This is a genomic window from Pseudoalteromonas sp. MSK9-3 (genome assembly GCF_003590335.1).
In the GTDB taxonomy this organism is placed as follows: Bacteria; Pseudomonadota; Gammaproteobacteria; order Enterobacterales; family Alteromonadaceae; genus Pseudoalteromonas.
The window spans coordinates 195,665-214,218 of record NZ_MIET01000032.1 but is presented as its reverse complement, the minus strand read 5'-3'; the positions used below and the strand labels follow the sequence as shown (position 1 = coordinate 214,218).

Sequence of the window (18,554 nt, the reverse complement as noted above, 5' to 3'; positions counted from 1 at the left end):
GTTAACTATGTCAAATTTCTGCCAAGCTGGTGGAGTGCGCTTTTGCTTGTGAGGGCGACATTACTGCGGGTTTTTCCACACGGGTTCTTAGTTTTTTAGGTGGTTGAGGTGTTTTACCCAATTTGAATAAAATGGCGTTGCGAACTTCGCTTGCCTTGTAGCCCGCCTTCACCTTCATACGTATGTGAGGAATATTCGCTGATTCAAGGGCGCCATTAACAAACCAATCACGCTGAGCCTTGTGGCCACCTTTATTACTATTATTAACCAAATCTACCGCAGCAACAATGGTTAGTGTTTCTTTATCTACCAGTACGTAGTCAAGTTGTTTGTTTTTTGCTTTCGTTATGGCTGCGCGACGGGCTTTTTTTGATAAACCAGGTTTACACTCAATAAGGTCAATGAGTTTGACTCGGCTAACAATTTTAAATTTATCACCGACAGCACGTTCAAGGAGAGTTAAAAATGAGGCTTCTACGGTGCTAAATACAGATTCTTTTCGACTAAACGGATAAGGGTTGCCTCCTACATCGTTATATTTTGCCGCGACGACAGAAGCAACTACAACTAAGGCTAAGATAGATAATAAAGCGAATTCCATAAAACACTCCACAACGACATTTTGACAGTTGGTTTAATTAAGCAATTGTCGTGCCTGTTTGTGGAGCGTAAAGTATTTAGCTGATTATACGCTTATGTTATGCTTTATAGCCATTCTCTATACCTTTTACTGCATAAGCGACAGCATCATGAGCATGGAGTGATTCATAGTGATTTATTTTAATATAGAAATCTTGATATGCGGTGTGTTCAAATAGCGCTTTGAGTTTTCTAGCCGCATCTTCACAGAACATTAAATTTTGCCCATTCAAACGAGCAAACTCTTGCTCATCTTCACGTTTTACGGCTGCTTGAACGGGGGTTTTCAACTCATCCTCTACCTGATCAATTAGCGCAAGTATGTCGAATTCTTCGCTATCGGCTGGTAATAATACTTTTATATTGGCGATACTTCTTTGTGAGTGAGGTGTTGCAAGCACTCCCTCAGTCGTGCCAAGCCAAGCGTGTACTTGCTCGGTATCAACGGTTGCTTGTTGAAATTTATCTGCAAATGCATTTTGAATAAGTTGTCTTGCTAATGCCGCTGAGCACGGACAAGTCGAAGAATAAGTTACGTCTACTCCAAGCTCGATTTGAGCAACGCCATCGACCAAAATTGCTGTTATTGTAATTGGGTAGCTTTTCCAGCCTTGTTTTTTACTTAAAAGTGAAGGGCGTCTTAATGGTAATTCAAAAGTAATTGAGACCTTTGCCGCATTGCTTAAATCTTGATGGCTTGAGATAAAGCTATCTAATACTTGGGTTAACGTTTTAGGCGTGAGGCTTTGTTCACAAGATAGGGTATCAAGTGCCAAAAATAGCCGTGACATATGAATGCCTTTTGCATCTTCTTTTTGTAAGTTAACAAATGCATCGGCTTTTGCTGTAACATGCGTATCGCTAAGACCTTTACTGGCAAATAGTAGTGGTAGTTCGATGTTTCCCATGCCTACCCAGTCTAGCTTGCCTGTTTGCAAAGCATCGGCTGAGTGTGCAATGTCTGGCATTGTTGTTTGCATTTATACCCTCATAGTCACGACAATTAAAGTCGCGCATATTACACTAAAACCCAGTCACTTGCCTATGAATGTAAAATAAATGGGATTGATAAAGTTTCATTTTGTGCAGTTGACGATACACAGAACAAACATGTGGTACGAATATAAGGGATAATTCGCTTCTTATTAGCGCTTAGGTATAATAAACGGGTTAACAGACTATGTGGTAACTATGATTGAATCTTCATTTGGCCCTTGGGCCCGAGTATTAGTAAACTTAATCAATAAATTTGGTGATAAAATTGCCGGATTACTTTGCTATGCATTTACGTTATTAGTATCACTTATTTTGTCGTGTATGTTCTATTACATTGCGCTAGGTGAAATAATAATTGTTGACGTGTTAGCTGTACTCTTTTTTGCTGCACTGACCTCACCTGTACTTATTTCGATGACAATTCTTGCTATGCGGCAATTGGAAGCATCTAAAACTTATCTTGAGTCCGCCACGCAACAAGAAAAATTATTAAACCAAACGCTTAAAGACAACATTAATCGCCTTAATAATGAAGTTGATGAGCGAAAAATGGCGCTTCATGCTAAGCATCGTGCGATTGAAGAGCTACGTAAAGAAATCGCAGAGCGTAAAAAAACGCAGCAAGAGCTGGCCCAACAAAGCATGTTATTACGTTCTATTGTCGACTCTTCCCCTGACTTATTTTATTACCGTGATCAGCATGGCATTTTTGCTGGGTGTAATAAAATGTTTGAGTTAGTTATGGGTAAAAATAGCACTGAATTGATAGGCAGATCAGTTGAGGATATCTACCCTCGTAGTTATTTACCTGAAGTTTTGCGCACAGACACTGAAGTTGCCACGACGCAGCAGCCGATAACTTTAGATGTTGAGTATCCAGTGGATGGCGAACATCGCTGGTTTGAAATGAGAAAGTTACCCTTTATCAATGACAAAGGGGAGTACATTGGGCTACTGGCCTTTGGGCGTGATATAACCAGCCGTAAAGAGGCTGAACAAGCGTTAGAAACTGCGTATAAAGATAAAGGTAAGTTTATCGCGACACTGAGTCATGAGCTAAGAACACCTTTGAATGGGATCGTGGGTTTGACGCGTATGATGCTGGATTCTGAACTGTCACAACAACAAAAAAGCTGGTGTAATACGATTTTCTCTAGTGCCGAAACGCTTGGCAACATCTTCAACGACATTATAGATTTAGATAAAATAGACCGTGAACAACTCGATATTGCAACCGATAGTATTAATGTCTCTGACTTTATTAATGATGTTGTTAACTTTACAGGCCTGATAGCAGATCAAAAAGGGCTCGAGTTTGTGATTAACCGCACAGGTATACTCGATGTTTACGCGTTATTGGATCCGACGCGCTTACGACAGGTTCTTTGGAATTTAATTAACAATGCGGTGAAGTTTACTCATCGTGGCAGTGTTACGCTTGAGTTTAAACGCGAAAATAGAGAAAGCGGGCAATGGTTATCGTTTAGTGTGATAGATACCGGTATGGGGATCCCAAGCGATCAACAAGCGCGTATTTTTGATATGTATTACAAAGCGCCTGATTCAACGGGTGCAAATGCCATAGGTTCGGGGATTGGACTTGCTGTGACTAAAGCATTGGTAAGTGCTATGCATGGGCAAGTTCATGTCAGTAGTATTGAAGGTCAAGGTAGTCGATTTGATGTTGAAATCCCATTGTCTCTGTGTAGTGCACCAAAGGAACAAAGCTATGCAGGTAGAAGTTTATATATCCTGCTGGTGGAGGATGTGCCGCTCAACGCTGAAATAGCCACCAATTTATTGGAACAACGTGGGCATGAAGTGATTTGGGCCGAAACCGGGGAGGATGCTTTGTCTCTAGTTGCAACCGAAGATGAGCTAGATTTAATTTTGCTTGATATGCAGCTTCCAGATATAAATGGTGATGTTGTTGCGCGAGAAGTGAGAGCGGATAGTCACTATGACAATCTCCCTATCGTTGCATTGACAGCGAATGTACGAAGTGCAGAAAAAGAATTACAAGGGATCAGTATTCAAGGTGCATTGGCTAAACCGATCAATACAACACGTTTAGATAAAATGTTAGCTGAACTGTTTGGTATTGATTCACAAAAAGGCCAAAGTAACTCAGAGCAACCTATCAATGTGTTAGATCACGTGCAATATGAATTATTGGATGTTGAAACCATTATCGACTTTGTATCATCTATGGGGGTTACACCATTTAAGCGCAGTAGTGATCTATTTGAGACACTAAGCCCTAAATACTGCACAGAGCTGAGAGTGGCTTTGAAGCAGGATGATATCGCCGAGTATAGCTCTGTAGCGCATAAGCTCAAAGGCGCTGCGGGTTCTGTCGGGCTCCAAGACGTTCAGTTGCATGCAAAAGTGATGGAACTTGATGCAGACAAAGTTGAAGGCGGTGTACTGGAAAGTTGGATTGTAGAGCTTGAAGAGAAAATTGAATTGGGCCTACGCTCACTAAAAAGTGCGATAGACAAACTTGCGATAAGTGAGCAAGCACAGTAACAGGGTAATTGAGGGGATAAGGAAATTCTGGCTAAAGGCCTTGTTACTTAGCTGTGTGCAAAAATTAGTGATGTACAATATCTGTTTGAAAACGTGTGATTTGTTACTCATTAATTGACCGTTATAAGAGCTAAATGGTGGCGAAAATTAAAGCTGTCGTCGCTTGCCAACTATGCTTTTTGTGTTAGGTCTAGGCTTATAGTGAATGTGAACTCGAGTATGTGTAGGGTCACTAGGTCTGTGACTAGGTTGTGATGAACATTCATTGATAATGTTAGTTCTATGTCTGTCCTGTCAGACAAAACAAAGGGGCTAAATAGCCCCCTTATACTTATATATTTGCAAAACTCGCTTAAACCATAAGTGTTATGGTTAGCCGTCAATTTTACCGATGAATCGATAACCTTCACCATGAATTGTACTGATCAGCTCGCTTGTATTGGTGTCACTTTCAAAGTGCTTACGAATACGACGGATCGTAACGTCAACAGTTCGGTCATTGGCACGCAGTTCACGACCTGTCATATGCTTGATTAGTTGCTCACGGCTGAATATGCGCCCTGGAGAATCTAGCATTAAACGAAGTGCTCTGTATTCACCTTTTGGCAAGCGTTTAGCTTCACCAGCTGGTGATGTTAAACAGCGGCTGTTTTCATCTAGTTCCCAGCCGTTGAATGTGATCACACCGTTAGTTTCTATTGCTGACTCTTCACCTGAAGAACCGGTTCTAGAAATTAAGTTGCGAGCACGAATGGTCAACTCACGTGGATTAAATGGTTTTGTAATATAGTCATCGGCACCAATTTCTAGCCCTAAAATACGGTCAACATCATTATCGCGACCGGTTAGGAAAATTAGACCTATGTTTCTCTTCTGGCGTAATTCACGCGCTAAGATCAAGCCGTTTTTGCCTGGAAGATTGATGTCCATAACAACAAGGTTGACGTCGTCATGCGTTGTCAGTTTGTCATGCATGTCATCGCCATCAATGGCTTCAATTACTTTGTAACCTTCTGCTTCAAATAAACTAACGAGGTTCAGGCGAGTTACGTCTTCATCCTCTACAATCAGAATGACTGGCGTTTGCATTATAAATTAACCTTTTCGGAATATATTATTTACATGTAATTCGGTACTATCTAATAAAACCGAATATTTACGATTATAGGAGTATATTCAATTGTTAACAAGTAAAATCAGTTGGGATGAAACTTAGAAACTGCAAGCAATCTCGATAACACAGTAAAATTATGCTGAGCGATCTGTCGCCTATTTATATACAACCGGATTTTACTCCCTTCTTGGACCAATGAGGCTATACCACCGCCTTCAAGGAACTTAATGCTGTCTCCAACCAAAACCATATTTAAAGAGGTTGTATCGGTCCAAGTAGACAGTATATCATTTTCACTCAGTTCATCAATGTATGTGATATCACACTGCTGAGAAAGTTCCATTATATTTGTATTTTTATCTATTTTAATAACTTCTATAGGGCGGTTACGTACAGTTAGGTTTTTATTCTCTGATAAAATAGCACCAGGGCCTTTATTAATACTGTAAAAACAGAAGCGTGTTGTCGCTTTTGTTTGTTGATTCGGGAATTCAATAAACTTTGCCATTTGATATAAAAAAGCGGACCGTACCTCATTTGGACTTTTCGCGTTTGCGTAGTTAGCAAATACGATGAGTATAATGATTATGCCTCGCATCACCCAATCTCAACTAATGGTAGGCTAATAATAAATCGAGTCCCGTTGTCATAATCCTCATCTAAAGCAATATTGCCATTGAGTGCTTGTGTTACCAAGTTGTAGACCAAGTGCATACCTAGGCCACTGCCACCTTCCCCACGCTTTGTCGTCACAAAGGGATCAAAAATTCGTTTGCGAATAGAAGTTGGCACGCCACAGCCGTTATCGGTATAAAAAATCGAAAGTTGATTGTTCGATCGGGAAATATTGATGTCGATGCTATTATTTTCAATGCCTTTAAACGCATGGAGTAAAGAGTTAGAAATAAGTTGCTCAAAGACTTGCTGCAAGGGTCCTGCCTTACTACTGATAGTTAAGCCGTCGGCACATTGAATATCTATTTCAGGTTGCTTTACAGCAATGTCAGCCTTCATCGCGGTGATGATGTTTGTTAGTAAATTAGTGATATTGACATCTGAACTAAGCTCTAAGTCTTGACTGACGGCAACTCGCTTGAAGCTTGATATGAGATCGGCTGCACGGTTAAGGTTTCGGTATATCAAATCTAGATTCTCAATACCATCGCCAATAAAGCGCTCCAGTTGCTTTGATGTGAGACTCTTTTGTTCGAATGCGGTTTTAATGTCTGAAAGTTTGTCTCTCAATAGAGTAGAGCCTGTTACACCTAACCCTATTGGGGTATTAACCTCATGCGCGACACCAGCAACCATTTGGCCTAGTGAGGCCATTTTTTCATTTTCTACAATTTGGTTCTGATATTGGTGCATACGTTCGAGCGTATTAAGAAGCTCTTGGTTTGCCTCTCTGAGGGCGATAGTGCGTTGGTTAACCTTTTCTTCTAAACTTTGGTTAAGTTGTTTAATTTCTTGCTTATCAGCTTTATGGCGTTCTAATTGGTTTTGGGTTCGAGCCAGCATGAGGTTTAAGTTAGTGGCAAGTATATTTATTTCTTCAATATTACTTCTTTCTGCTCTGGCGTTATAATTATGGTTTTTAGAAACATCTTGAAGTAAAAGAGAAAGCGCTTCGATTGGTGTTGCTATTCTTTTTTGTATGCCTCTAGCAACTAATAAAACTAACACTAAAACAAATGCAGTTAACATTATATCAACTATTATTTTTGTATTAATATACTTATTTAACCTTTCTAACCCACCTCTGATATATACATAACCTTCTATTTTTCCTTCATAAACAACAGGCTTAATTAACTCAATATAATCTGCAGTTATTTTAGGTACTTTTAATTCATTAACACTATTAACTTTTAATGGTACGGGTGGGGTTTTACTGGCGTTATAGCTGGTGAAAAAGACAGGTTTATTCGTGACGTCATCAATGTCATAAATGTGAATGTTTTTGACTAATTCAACTTTATTAAATGATTTTAGACGCTTTTCTTCTGTTTTTCGATCTTCAAAAATTAACGTGATCTGTGCATTAAATGCGATGATCTCCGCTATCATATCTAACTTATTAATAATTAATTGTTTTTGTTCTTTGACATCAAGATAGGTAGAGATTGAGATAGATAACGATAAACACAGAGCAGTAACCAACATTACTGCACTAACTAGAACCTTTCTTATACTTGTTTTTGGTGCCTGCTTAGCCATTACGGACCTTTATTCAACGTTTTAGAAATGTGATCCAAATGTGTTGTTATGACTGTGCTGTGCTTGTAGAGCGAGTAGTATGCCACTAACCGTTCTCGGAACATATACAACATCTAGATTTGATTCAATGACTGTAAACTATTCACAAGTGTAGCAAAGAGAATGGATAAAATAACAAAAAATCCCTGATTCTTCATGTTATTTTATCCTACAAGATAAGCGACAGAGAGGGTGTACTAGCTTTTTTCCGCTTGATAAACGGTAAATTTAGTGTTCCTAGCAAGTGTTGTGTAGGTGCCAAATTGCTGCTCAAGTATAGGCGGGTATTTTAAAAAGTTATTGGCTACGATTTGAACCTTCCCTTTAGACTTTAAAAATTGTCTACTATCGCTCAAGAATCGGTCTGCAATGCCATAGTCGGTTGCAATACCGGTATGGAATGGCGGGTTGCTAATAAGTAAATTATATTGCCCTGGTACATTGTTGAGGCCATCGCTGAGAATTAGCTCTGCAGATAAACCATTTAGTTGAAGTGTTTGCTCTGTCGCATACAATGCGAGTGCGTTTACATCTAAGCAATGTAATTTTAAAGCTGCTTGCTTAGAGCCCATGAAAGTAGCAATTAAGCCTGCACCACAGCCAAAATCCAGTACAGACCCTTTATACGGCACTTCAATGTTCTCTAATAGTAATTTGGTACCGACATCAAGTTTTCCGTGGTTGAATACTCCTGGTACGCTAATCGCACTAAACTCAAGATCCCCTACAGTGACTTTAAACTCAGTTTTATAGTGTTCAATGTCAAATTCAGTCAGCAGGTGTAGTTCTGAAAACTCATATAAAACACAATGTTTTGCACTATCTAGTTTACAAAACAGTTCAGCATGCGGTTTGAGTTGCTTTTCTACTGATTTCACGCCACCTTTATTATGCCCAACGACAAGCAATCGAGTTTTGCTGGTTGCAATCGCCCTAATATTATCGAGCATCATCATCGCTTCAGGTTTTGATTTTGGATAAAAGTAGATGATAAGGTCTAAATCGTCTATCGCAGGTAAACTATGGTCAACCGAACTTAAAACCCCTGAGTACTGCTCAGCAGTTTGATGATCTGCAATGTTATAACTAAATGCGTGAACATCTCCGTTTGGGTTTAACTGCTTTAGTTGTGATAAAAACCCGTCTCTATTGGCATTTATAACTAAAACCTTGTTTGCGTGCAATTCTTCTTCATTGCGCATTAACAATAAACTAGGGTTTGATAATTGGCTCATAAGATCTCTTAAGTTAGAAAGGGCACATGCCCTTAATTGCAGCGTTTAAACATTAAATCCCAAACACCATGTCCGAGGCGATGGCCGCGTTGCTCAAATTTAGTCAGAGGACGATTGTCGGGGCGGGGCATGTAATCAGATGTTTCTGATAGATTGTCATAGCCGGGGGCCGCGTTCATGACTTCAAGCATATGCTCGGCATAGTTTTCCCAGTCAGTCGCCATGTGAAATACCCCACCGATTTTTAACTTACTACGCAGGCTTTCAACAAACTCCAGTTGCACAATACGGCGCTTATGGTGGCGTTTTTTATGCCAAGGATCTGGGAAAAATAGTTGCATCGTGCTCAAGCCTGCATCTTTAATGCAGTCTGCTAGTACTTCTACCGCGTCATGCTCAAATACACGTAAGTTGGTAATTCCAGCTTCGTCGGCTTCCATAAGACATGCCCCTACACCAGGTTTATGTACTTCAATGCCAATAAAGTTTAGATGAGGCGCATTCTTAGCCATCTCAACCAATGATTTACCCATACCAAAGCCAATTTCCAGCACCACATCGTTATCATTGCCAAAGACTTCTGATAAATTTAGTAAACCTTGGCTGTGCTCGAGGCCCATGGTTGGCCAGCATTTCTCAATGGCCGCCGCTTGGCCTTTGGTTAAGCGACCTTCGCGCTTTACAAAGCTGCGTATTCTGCGGATATATTTGCCTTCTTGCTGAGCTTGCTCAAGCCTAGTTTTACTCGAATCGTTCATAGTCATTCTGCACAGTGAAAAGTGGGCGCATATTATCCCTGTTCGGCGCGATAAGTACAATAGCTTGACTGTTTTTAAAAGCCCCTTACACTGGCGGCCAAGTAGAATTAGTAAAGTGCACCGTCAATGCAAGTATCAAATAGTCAGGCTAAATGGTTTGCTGACCAAGTTGTTAGCTGGTATCACCTTCATGGTAGAAAAACATTGCCTTGGCAATTAGAAAAAACCCCCTACAAAGTATGGGTGTCAGAAGTGATGCTGCAACAAACTCAAGTTGTGACTGTTATTCCTTATTTTAATCGCTTTATGGCGCGGTTTCCGAGCATCATTGATTTAGCTGATGCACCAGAGGATGAAGTGCTACATCACTGGACAGGTTTAGGGTATTACGCGAGAGCGAGGAATTTACATAAAACGGCGAAAATTGTACGTGATGACTATCAAGGCCAATTTCCTCAGACAATGGAACAAGTCGTTGCTTTACCGGGTATAGGTCGTTCTACTGCAGGCGCAATTTTATCATTAGCGTTGGGGCAGCATCATTCTATTTTAGATGGTAATGTAAAGCGGGTTTTAGCGCGGTTTTTTATGGTAGAAGGGTGGTATGGCGTTAAGAAAGTAGAAAATGCCTTGTGGGCATTGACGGAAAAAATAACCCCACAAAGTAATGTGACTGAGTTTAATCAAGCTATGATGGATCTCGGGGCGAGTGTGTGTTCAAGAGCTAACTTTGATTGTCAGGCTTGCCCACTCGTGACTGACTGCCTTGCGCATAAACATAACCAAGTAAAAGCTTTTCCTAATTCAAAACCAAAAAAAGAGAAACCCAAAAAATCTGCGTATCATTTAATGATAAAGGCAGAAAATAAACTGTTGATGGAAAAAAGGCCGAGTTCGGGCATATGGGGTGGGTTATTTGGCTTTTTTGAATTTGAAACATTGGAGCAAGTTGAACTATTCTCGGCGCAGCAGGGCGTTGAGGGTAAGGTTCAATCTTTAGCACCTTTTGTACACATATTTACTCATTTTGAGCTTACTATTAATCCAATAATTCTGCATTTAGATAGCATACCTGACTGTGTGCACGAACAGCCATTGTTATGGTATGACTTAAATGATCCAGCCCAAGTTGGTTTAGCGGCACCGACTAAAAAGTTAGTTAAAGTCATAAGCGCAATGAGTTAAACTATAAGTATCTTCCTTAATTAGGTAATGAATTATGGCCCGAACTATATTTTGTCAAAAATTACAAAAAGATGCTCCTGGATTGGATTTTCAGCTCTATCCAGGTGAACTTGGTGAAAAGATCTTCAATAACATTTCAAAAGAAGTGTGGCAACAATGGCAACACAAGCAAACCATGTTAATAAATGAAAAGCATTTAAATATGATGGATCCAGCACATAGAGAGTTACTTGAAGAGCAAATGGTTGGATTTTTGTTTGAAAATAAAGAAGTAGAAATTGAAGGGTATCGACCTCCAGAGCAAAAATAATACTCTATAACCCTTCATTATTTAGATTACTACCATTAAAAAAGCCGCTTGATAGCGGCTTTTTTAATATCAACAACAGCTTTGAATTGTCTAGTGATCTCGCGATACCGATAATTCAGCTAATGCGATCAGTGCTTGTTTATAGTCTGAATCAGGGAGTATGGATAACATATTAATGGCTTTGTTTGCTTCATCCTTTGCCTTATCCATTGCAAAATCAAGTGCTTTTGTTTCACGTAATGTAACAAGTATATCGGCTAAATATTCCAGCCCATTACCTTGCTCTATTGCTGTACGGATCTGCTTGACCTGTTCAGGTCTGCCATGGCGCATTGCATATATAAGAGGAAGCGTTGGTTTGCCTTCAGCGAGATCATCACCAAGGTTTTTGCCCATTTGTTCTGCATTAGCGCTGTAATCGAGAACATCGTCAACCAGTTGGAAGGCTGTGCCTAAATGCATGCCATAAAGCTTTAAAGCGTCTTGTATTTCGTTTGATTGTTCAAGAACAACAGCCGGAAGTAAAGTCGCTGCTTCGAATAACTTAGCCGTTTTACTATATATTACCTGCATATAGCTTTCTTCAGTCGTGTCAGGATCATTACAGTTCATTAACTGCAATACTTCACCTTCGGCGATAATATTGGTTGCATCGGCTAAAATTTGCATTACCTGCATGTTTTGCAAACCAACCATCAATTGAAATGAGCGGGTGTATATAAAGTCACCGACCAATACGCTGGCAGCGTTGCCAAACTCTGCATTTGCAGTCGGTTCGCCACGACGTAATGCAGATTCATCTACTACGTCATCGTGTAAAAGCGTTGCGGTGTGAATAAACTCGACAATTGTAGCCAAAGTAACGTGTTTATCACCTTGATGTGCGAGCGCCTTTGCTGCCAATAAAGTAAGCATCGGTCTAATTCTTTTGCCACCACTGTTAACAATATACAGACCAAGCTGGTTAACTAGTGCAACGTCAGATTGCATTTGTGCGTGTATTAGTTCATTGACGTTTTGCATATCGGTTTCGATCAACGTCTGGATCGTTTTGATATCCATTGTACTCCAAGCCAGGTTAAAATAGATAAACGAGGCGAGTGTACTACACTTTTTCACTAAGCTCGATATTTTGTCAAATAACAGTAAAAAAAAACACAATCAAGTGCCATGCTGTTGAATATATAGCCAAATAAAGGTGTTTTTTTGATGAGTTTGCTGTAGTCGCAAAAGTGTAAAAAAGCGCTTTGGTTTATGCGCTTTTTTGGATAAACTAGCAAAAAATAATGATTCGCTCTCTTAGCCGCTATTTTTTATTCAGTTTAAATAAAATTGGGCTTGCACGTAGATTCGCATTAGCGTAAACTTCGCGCCCTATTGAAGAATATTAAGTTGCGTCGATTTGAGGGCGCACAAGCGGAGTTAATTATGTACGCGGTTTTCCAAAGTGGTGGTAAACAGCACCGTGTGACTGAAGGTCAAACGATTCGTCTAGAAAAACTAGACGTTGAGACTGGTGCAGCAGTTGAATTCGATTCAGTACTTCTAGTTGCTGATGGTGAGAAAATCGAGATCGGTGCCCCGTTCGTAAACGGTGGTAAAGTGACAGCTGAGGTTGTTTCACACGGTCGCGGTGAGAAGATTAAGGTCGTTAAATTTAGACGTCGTAAGCATTCTCGTAAGCAGATGGGCCATCGTCAATGGTTCACTGAAGTTAAAATCACTGGCATTAGCGCTTAATTTAGAGGTACAGAAAGATGGCACATAAGAAGGCAGCTGGTAGTACTCGTAACGGTCGCGATTCAGAAAGTAAACGCTTAGGTGTGAAACGTTTTGGTGGCGAATCAGTTTTAGCGGGTAACATCATCGTACGTCAACGTGGTACTCGTTTCCACGCTGGTTCTAACGCAGGTATCGGTAAAGACCATACAATTTTTGCAAAAGCAGACGGTAAAGTTGTTTTTGAACAAAAAGGTCCTTTAAACCGTAAATACGTTAGCATCGTTGCTGAGTAATCGGTAAAGATTAAAAAAACCCCGCTACGGCGGGGTTTTTTGTTTTTATAGAACCCCCCAGCGAAGTAATTAGCAGTGTAAGTTAAGCAAACTGCAATAATGACTAAAGATTTTGTCTTATTAGTATTATACTTCGGGATCAGAACCCCCCAGTCAAAAGAGAGTAACCATGAAGTTTGTCGATGAAGTTGAAATTCGTGCAGAAGCGGGCGATGGCGGGAGTGGCATTGTGTCATTTCGTCGTGAAAAGTATGTCCCTGATGGCGGCCCTGATGGCGGTGACGGTGGTGATGGTGCAAGTGTATACTTACTAGCAGACGAAAACTGGAATACGTTAGTTGATTATCAATTTGAACGTTTTCACCGTGCTGAACGTGGCACAAATGGTCAGTCGCGCAACTGTACCGGTAAGAAAGGGGTAGACCTTTACTTAAAAGTGCCTGTAGGCACACGTGTTAGTGATGTAGATACTGAAGAGTCACTAGGTGACCTAACACAACATGGACAAAAGTTACTTGTCGCGAAAGGGGGATTTCATGGTTTGGGGAATGCACGTTTTAAATCAAGTGTTAACCGTGCTCCGAGACAAAAAACGTTAGGTACAAAAGGGGAAGTTCGTAATTTAAAACTAGAATTATTACTTCTTGCCGACGTTGGTTTACTTGGTTTGCCTAATGCAGGTAAATCGACCTTTATCCGCAGTGTATCGGCGGCTAAGCCAAAAGTTGCAGATTACCCATTTACAACGCTTATCCCTAATTTAGGCGTTGTTCGCCCAGAAGCGAGTAAGTCATTTGTAATCGCTGATATTCCAGGCTTGATCGAAGGTGCATCGGATGGTGCTGGCCTAGGTATTCGCTTTTTGAAACACTTAGAACGCTGTCGAGTGTTACTACATATCATTGATGTTATGCCAGTTGATGGGACAGATCCGGTTGATAATGCATTTTCTATCATCAATGAACTACATCAGTATAGCCCTAAGCTTGCAGAGAAGCCTCGCTGGTTAGTGTTGAATAAGATTGATTTATTACCTGAAGATGAAGCTGAGGCCATTTGTGAGCGTATTGCACAAGAGCTTGATGCAGAAAAGGTTTATCAAGTCTCTGCGATTAACAAGCTAAATACACAGCCATTATGCTACGATATTATGACATTGCTAGACAGTATGCCTAAAGATAAGTTTGAGGCTGAACAAGAGCAAGAAGAAGTCGAGTTTAAGTGGGATACATACCACCGTAAGGCAGCCCAAGAAGCACAAGATGATGATGATTGGGATGATGACTGGGACGAAGACGACTACGACGTAGAAGTGGTCTACGAAAGGTAGTAACAAATAATGATAAAGGGCTTTCGGGCCCTTTTTTAATACTAAAGAATAACAGGAGCTCATGTGATAATTTCAATGATCGCAGCCATGGCACACAATCGTGTAATTGGACAAGATAATAAAATGCCTTGGCACTTGCCCGCAGACCTTCAGCATTTCAAACGGATCACTTTAAATAAACCTGTGATCATGGGTAGAAAAACATTCGAATCAATTGGTAGGCCATTACCTAATAGGCGTAATATCATTATTAGTCGCAATAGTGATTACTATGCTGAAGGCATTGAGGTCGTCACTTCTGCAGATGCTGCGCTTGAACTTGCTGCTGGCACTGAAGAAGTTATGATTATTGGTGGTGGATTAGTTTACGAGCAGTTTCTTCCTCTATGCGAACGATTATATCTTACCTTTATTGACTTACACGTTGAAGGCGATACTCGTTTCCCCGATTATGAAGAAGTTGCCGATTGGGCTGTAGTTGACACGCAAAGTCATGAACCTAATGAAAAAAACAAATGTAGTTATAAATTCGTAACCTTGCAGAAAAAATTATGAGTTTGTTGCTAACAATTATATTGGTTGCTACAATTATATAAGTATTTGTATACGAATAAAGTATTATTAAAGGGTTTAAAATGAAATTAACTACCGTGCTTGTATCAGCTTCTTTGTGTATTGCGTCTTTGTCTTTTAGCCACAATGCCAACGCTGATGCACAACTTGCTGCGTCTTTATGTGAATATGTTGCAGCAGACGATAAAGGCCGTCTACGCAAAAAACTAAAAAGTTCACGAGTGAAAATTCGCAATATTTATGATGCAATTCAGTGTAATGGTAATAACTTATTACGTCACGCAATTGCAAGCAATGCTGCAGGGGCTGGTGAGTATATTGTTAAAAACCTGCCAAAAAGTGCATTAAAAGATGGTGCTGACATTTCATGGGCTGAAGGTAATGGGCATAGTGGTTCGCCATTGATTGCTGTTATTAAAGCACGAGCGGGCTTATAATTTATTTACAACTTAAAGGCGTGTATCGCGTACTAAGTTGAAAGAGCAAAAAACCTTAGGTAACCTGAGGTTTTTTTAAAAAAGGTTAGTCCCCTTTATTAATACTTTTTACCTGTTTCAATTATCACAATGCCAAAGGATATTGGCGTGATAATAGAATGTTTAATCACTTAGCGAATACTGTACTTATTACGCAGTTTTTCATTATGTTATTACTGATATAACCACTTCGTCGTATAACTCATTTCTACCTTATTGATTGATGGTGTAAAACTCAAATATATCAAATGAAGTATGCATATAAGAACTAGAGCTTAAGAACCTGAGAGGCGGCTAAAGTTGATTCAGCCACCATCAATATATTATCGTTTAAGTGTTTTTTAAAGCTGCGATAATAGAGACTTCAACAAGTAGCTCTGGCCTAGCCATTGCGGCCTGTACACATGCTCTTGCTGGCGCATGACCTTCAGGCACCCAAGCATCCCATACGTCATTCATTGCTTTAAAGTTAGCCATATCGCTGATATAAACGGTTGCGCTTAATACATGTTCTTTATCACTATTTGCTTCTAGTAACAGCGCATCTACTTTATCAAGCATGGTTTGGGTTTGCTCAGTAATATCTTTTGTTGCGTCACTACATACTTGACCGCATAAATAGATAGTATTGTTATGCGTGACAATCCGACTCATTCTTTGATTAGTATGCCTACGTTCGATACTCATAAGTGTTCCTTTAATATTACTAAAAATAATCTATCGTAATATTGTACCGCAAGGTATTTAGAACGGGTAACAATTGTCATGCCTTAAATCAGAAAAACGCATGTCTCAAAATAGTTCGCCCTGTAACGAAGTACCATGTAAAACAATCCTGTACACTCTAGGGAGTAAATTTTATGAGCAAGCAAGGAAATTGAGTGGACGTTGCCAACAGAGAAAATGATACGACAGAGGCTACACTAGTTACCGTACTTATTTTGGCTATGCTGATATGGGGCACTAGCTGGGTTTCGGGGAAAATAATTGCAGATATGGCCCCAGCTAAGGTGACCACCTTTTATCGCTTAGCCATTGCAACTATTAGCATGTTACCTATTTTATTCGTCATGCACCTATTTAAGTGGTTTCAACTGAGGTTTACGCGTCAAGCGGTAATGTGGTCTGTGCCGGCTGGTTTGCTGCTGGCTGCATATAATCAGTTATTTTTTTTGGGCCTTAATGATGGATTACCTGGTAAAGGGGGAATGTTGGTAACAACGCTCAACCCATTGTTTACCTGTTTATTAACTGTCATCGTATTTAAACAGAAATTAAGCAGATTACAGATCGCAGGCTTAACGCTTGGACTGGTCGGTGGGTTAATGATGATTGAAATATGGTACTTCAATCTTGAACAGCTAATGGTATCGGGAAATCTGTATTTTATTTTAGCTGCACTGACTTGGGCCATTCTTACTCTGGTGAGTCAGGTTGGAGGCCGATATGCAGATTTTTTACTGTTTAGTACCTTGATGTATGGAAGTGCTAGCATTATCAGCTACTGGTTGGCATTTGAATATGCTCCACTGACGTCAATAACGACCTATCCGATTGAGTATTGGCAACATATGCTATTTTTATCAACCGTTGTGGTGAGTATCGCAACCAGTGTGTTTTTTTTAGCGACTCAAAAGTTAGGTTCAAGTCGTTCTAGTTCGTTTGTATTGGTAGTACCTGTATCTGCAATGGGTCTCTCTGCTTGGTATTTTGGTGAATCGCTATCATTGATTGTGGGTAGCGGCGGGGTATTAGCATTGTCGGCGGTTTATCTTTTAAATTATAAAAGTCAGAAGATAAAGTAAGGTTTTTAGCAAAACTTACACTATTTAGGTCACCAAAAAAAAGCGCTACCAGTAGGCAGCGCTTTTTTTATTTGGTTCTGTACTAGATAAATTATAATCCAGCGGCAGCTCGTAAAGCCTCTGCTTTGTCAGTTGCTTCCCAAGGGAATTCTTCACGTCCGAAGTGGCCGTATGCAGCAGTAGGCTGATAAATTGGGCGTTCTAAATCTAGCATAGTAAGAAGACCATATGGGCGAAGGTCAAAATGTTCACGTACCAACTCTACTAAACGAGATTCTTCCAGTTTACCTGTACCAAATGTTTCAATGCTAATCGATGTTGGCTCTGCAACACCAATCGCATAAGATACCTGCAATTCACATTTATCAGCAAGACCAGCTGCAACAATGTTTTTAGCAACGTAACGTGCAGCATAGGCTGCTGAACGATCAACTTTTGATGGATCTTTACCAGAGAATGCGCCACCACCGTGACGTGCCATGCCACCATAAGTATCTACGATGATCTTACGACCAGTTAAACCACAGTCACCCATTGGGCCACCAATCACAAAACGACCAGTCGGGTTGATGAAAAACTTAGTTGCTTTAGAAATAAGCTCCGCTGGTAATACCGGCTTGATGATGGTTTCCATCACGGCTTCAACTAAGTCATCTTGTGAAACAGAGTCGCAATGTTGAGTTGAAAGAACAACCGCATCAATACCCACTGCTTTACCATTTTCATAAGCAAATGTTACTTGTGATTTTGCATCTGGACGCAACCAGCTAAGCTCTCCGCTTTTTCGTACTTGCGCTTGGCGTTGTACTAAACGGTGAGAGTAAGTGATTGGTGCAGGCATTAATACGTCTGTTTCATTACATGCATAACCAAACATTAAACCTTGGTCGCCAGCGCCTTGTTCTTCAGCTCTAGCACGGTCTACACCTTGGTTAATATCTGGAGATTGTTTGCCGATAGTGTTTAAAATCGCACATGAATCAGCGTCAAAGCCCATGTCAGAATGTGTATAGCCGATATCACGTACGGTTTTACGTGTTAGTTCTTCGATGTCTACCCATGCGCTAGTGGTTACTTCACCACCAACCATAACCATACCTGTTTTAACATATGTTTCACATGCTACACGCGCTTTTGGATCTTGTTCTAGGATTGCATCAAGTACCGCATCTGAAATTTGATCCGCGATTTTATCCGGATGGCCTTCAGAAACAGACTCAGAAGTAAATAAATGTTTTGCCATTGTATGTATGCTCACAAATATGCGCTTCACAAACAAACAGGATAGCGCAGGAATGAAAAAAGTATGAGGAACATTCTAACCAAAACAAAC

At 40.2% G+C, this 18,554-nt stretch carries 19 protein-coding genes; 9 read left to right on the top strand and 10 right to left on the bottom strand.

What is annotated here, in order from left to right:
• Positions 1-10: 10 nt before the first annotated feature.
• Complete coding sequence (locus BGP78_RS15030) at positions 11-601, bottom strand: DUF2726 domain-containing protein (RefSeq protein ID WP_119862133.1); 591 nt, start codon at positions 599-601, stop codon at positions 11-13.
• A gap of 97 nt (positions 602-698) precedes the next feature.
• Positions 699-1,619: a GTP cyclohydrolase FolE2 gene (gene folE2, locus BGP78_RS15025; RefSeq protein ID WP_119862132.1), complete on the bottom strand. Its 921-nt coding sequence runs from the start codon at positions 1,617-1,619 to the stop codon at positions 699-701.
• A gap of 211 nt (positions 1,620-1,830) precedes the next feature.
• Here folE2 and arcB point away from each other — a divergent pair, with 211 nt between their 5' ends.
• Positions 1,831-4,164 carry an aerobic respiration two-component sensor histidine kinase ArcB gene (gene arcB, locus BGP78_RS15020; protein WP_119862131.1) on the top strand — a complete coding sequence of 778 codons (2,334 nt, stop codon included), beginning with the start codon at positions 1,831-1,833 and terminating at the stop codon, positions 4,162-4,164.
• 372 nt (positions 4,165-4,536) lie between these two features.
• On the opposite strand, the gene arcA is transcribed toward arcB, so the two are convergent.
• The 5 genes from arcA to trmB all read right to left on the bottom strand — a co-directional run bounded on the left by arcA (position 4,537) and on the right by trmB (position 9,527).
• Positions 4,537-5,253 carry a two-component system response regulator ArcA gene (gene arcA, locus BGP78_RS15015; protein ID WP_119862130.1) on the bottom strand — a complete coding sequence of 239 codons (717 nt, stop codon included), beginning with the start codon at positions 5,251-5,253 and terminating at the stop codon, positions 4,537-4,539.
• A gap of 107 nt (positions 5,254-5,360) precedes the next feature.
• On the bottom strand, positions 5,361-5,876 hold the full coding sequence (locus BGP78_RS15010) for a YfiR family protein (protein ID WP_119862129.1): 516 nt from the start codon (positions 5,874-5,876) through the stop codon (positions 5,361-5,363).
• Positions 5,876-7,495, bottom strand: a complete 1,620-nt coding sequence (locus tag BGP78_RS15005; protein WP_119862128.1) for a sensor histidine kinase — start codon at positions 7,493-7,495, stop codon at positions 5,876-5,878. The genes BGP78_RS15010 and BGP78_RS15005 overlap by 1 nt, the downstream gene beginning before the upstream one ends.
• A 236-nt stretch (positions 7,496-7,731) precedes the next feature.
• On the bottom strand, positions 7,732-8,769 hold the full coding sequence (locus tag BGP78_RS15000) for a methyltransferase (RefSeq protein ID WP_119862127.1): 1,038 nt from the start codon (positions 8,767-8,769) through the stop codon (positions 7,732-7,734).
• A 32-nt stretch (positions 8,770-8,801) separates the two neighbouring features.
• Positions 8,802-9,527, bottom strand: coding sequence for a tRNA (guanosine(46)-N7)-methyltransferase TrmB (gene trmB, locus BGP78_RS14995; RefSeq protein WP_119862171.1), 726 nt, complete (start codon positions 9,525-9,527; stop codon positions 8,802-8,804).
• A 126-nt stretch (positions 9,528-9,653) separates the two neighbouring features.
• On the opposite strand from trmB, the gene mutY reads away from it, so the two are divergent.
• Entirely contained in the window at positions 9,654-10,712 is a 1,059-nt protein-coding gene (gene mutY / locus BGP78_RS14990) for an A/G-specific adenine glycosylase (protein ID WP_119862126.1), read from the top strand.
• Positions 10,713-10,746: 34 nt separating this feature from the next.
• Positions 10,747-11,022: an oxidative damage protection protein gene (locus tag BGP78_RS14985; RefSeq protein ID WP_119862125.1), complete on the top strand. Its 276-nt coding sequence runs from the start codon at positions 10,747-10,749 to the stop codon at positions 11,020-11,022.
• Between the two features lie 90 nt (positions 11,023-11,112).
• Here the strand turns inward: BGP78_RS14985 and ispB are convergent, their stop codons facing one another.
• Positions 11,113-12,084: an octaprenyl diphosphate synthase gene (gene ispB, locus BGP78_RS14980; RefSeq protein ID WP_119862124.1), complete on the bottom strand. Its 972-nt coding sequence runs from the start codon at positions 12,082-12,084 to the stop codon at positions 11,113-11,115.
• A 366-nt stretch (positions 12,085-12,450) separates the two neighbouring features.
• On the opposite strand from ispB, the gene rplU reads away from it, so the two are divergent.
• From rplU to BGP78_RS14955, 5 genes are all read left to right on the top strand, one after another.
• Positions 12,451-12,762: a 50S ribosomal protein L21 gene (rplU, locus tag BGP78_RS14975; protein ID WP_010361515.1), complete on the top strand. Its 312-nt coding sequence runs from the start codon at positions 12,451-12,453 to the stop codon at positions 12,760-12,762.
• A gap of 17 nt (positions 12,763-12,779) precedes the next feature.
• Positions 12,780-13,037 carry a 50S ribosomal protein L27 gene (gene rpmA, locus BGP78_RS14970; protein ID WP_010361516.1) on the top strand — a complete coding sequence of 86 codons (258 nt, stop codon included), beginning with the start codon at positions 12,780-12,782 and terminating at the stop codon, positions 13,035-13,037.
• A 169-nt stretch (positions 13,038-13,206) separates the two neighbouring features.
• Entirely contained in the window at positions 13,207-14,367 is a 1,161-nt protein-coding gene (gene cgtA, locus BGP78_RS14965) for an Obg family GTPase CgtA (RefSeq protein ID WP_119862123.1), read from the top strand.
• A gap of 63 nt (positions 14,368-14,430) precedes the next feature.
• The gene (gene folA, locus BGP78_RS14960) at positions 14,431-14,922 is read left to right on the top strand and encodes a type 3 dihydrofolate reductase (protein WP_259386329.1); all 492 of its coding nucleotides are present in this window, start codon (positions 14,431-14,433) and stop codon (positions 14,920-14,922) included.
• A gap of 80 nt (positions 14,923-15,002) precedes the next feature.
• On the top strand, positions 15,003-15,377 hold the full coding sequence (locus BGP78_RS14955) for a DUF3718 domain-containing protein (protein WP_010361520.1): 375 nt from the start codon (positions 15,003-15,005) through the stop codon (positions 15,375-15,377).
• 369 nt (positions 15,378-15,746) lie between these two features.
• Here the strand turns inward: BGP78_RS14955 and BGP78_RS14950 are convergent, their stop codons facing one another.
• Complete coding sequence (locus tag BGP78_RS14950) at positions 15,747-16,103, bottom strand: RidA family protein (protein ID WP_119862121.1); 357 nt, start codon at positions 16,101-16,103, stop codon at positions 15,747-15,749.
• 194 nt (positions 16,104-16,297) lie between these two features.
• Here BGP78_RS14950 and BGP78_RS14945 point away from each other — a divergent pair, with 194 nt between their 5' ends.
• Entirely contained in the window at positions 16,298-17,221 is a 924-nt protein-coding gene (locus BGP78_RS14945) for a DMT family transporter (protein WP_119862120.1), read from the top strand.
• A 91-nt stretch (positions 17,222-17,312) separates the two neighbouring features.
• Here BGP78_RS14945 and metK read toward each other — a convergent pair whose 3' ends face one another.
• A complete protein-coding gene (gene metK / locus BGP78_RS14940) occupies positions 17,313-18,464 on the bottom strand; it encodes a methionine adenosyltransferase (protein WP_119862119.1) in 1,152 nt (383 codons plus the stop codon).
• Positions 18,465-18,554: the final 90 nt, after the last annotated feature.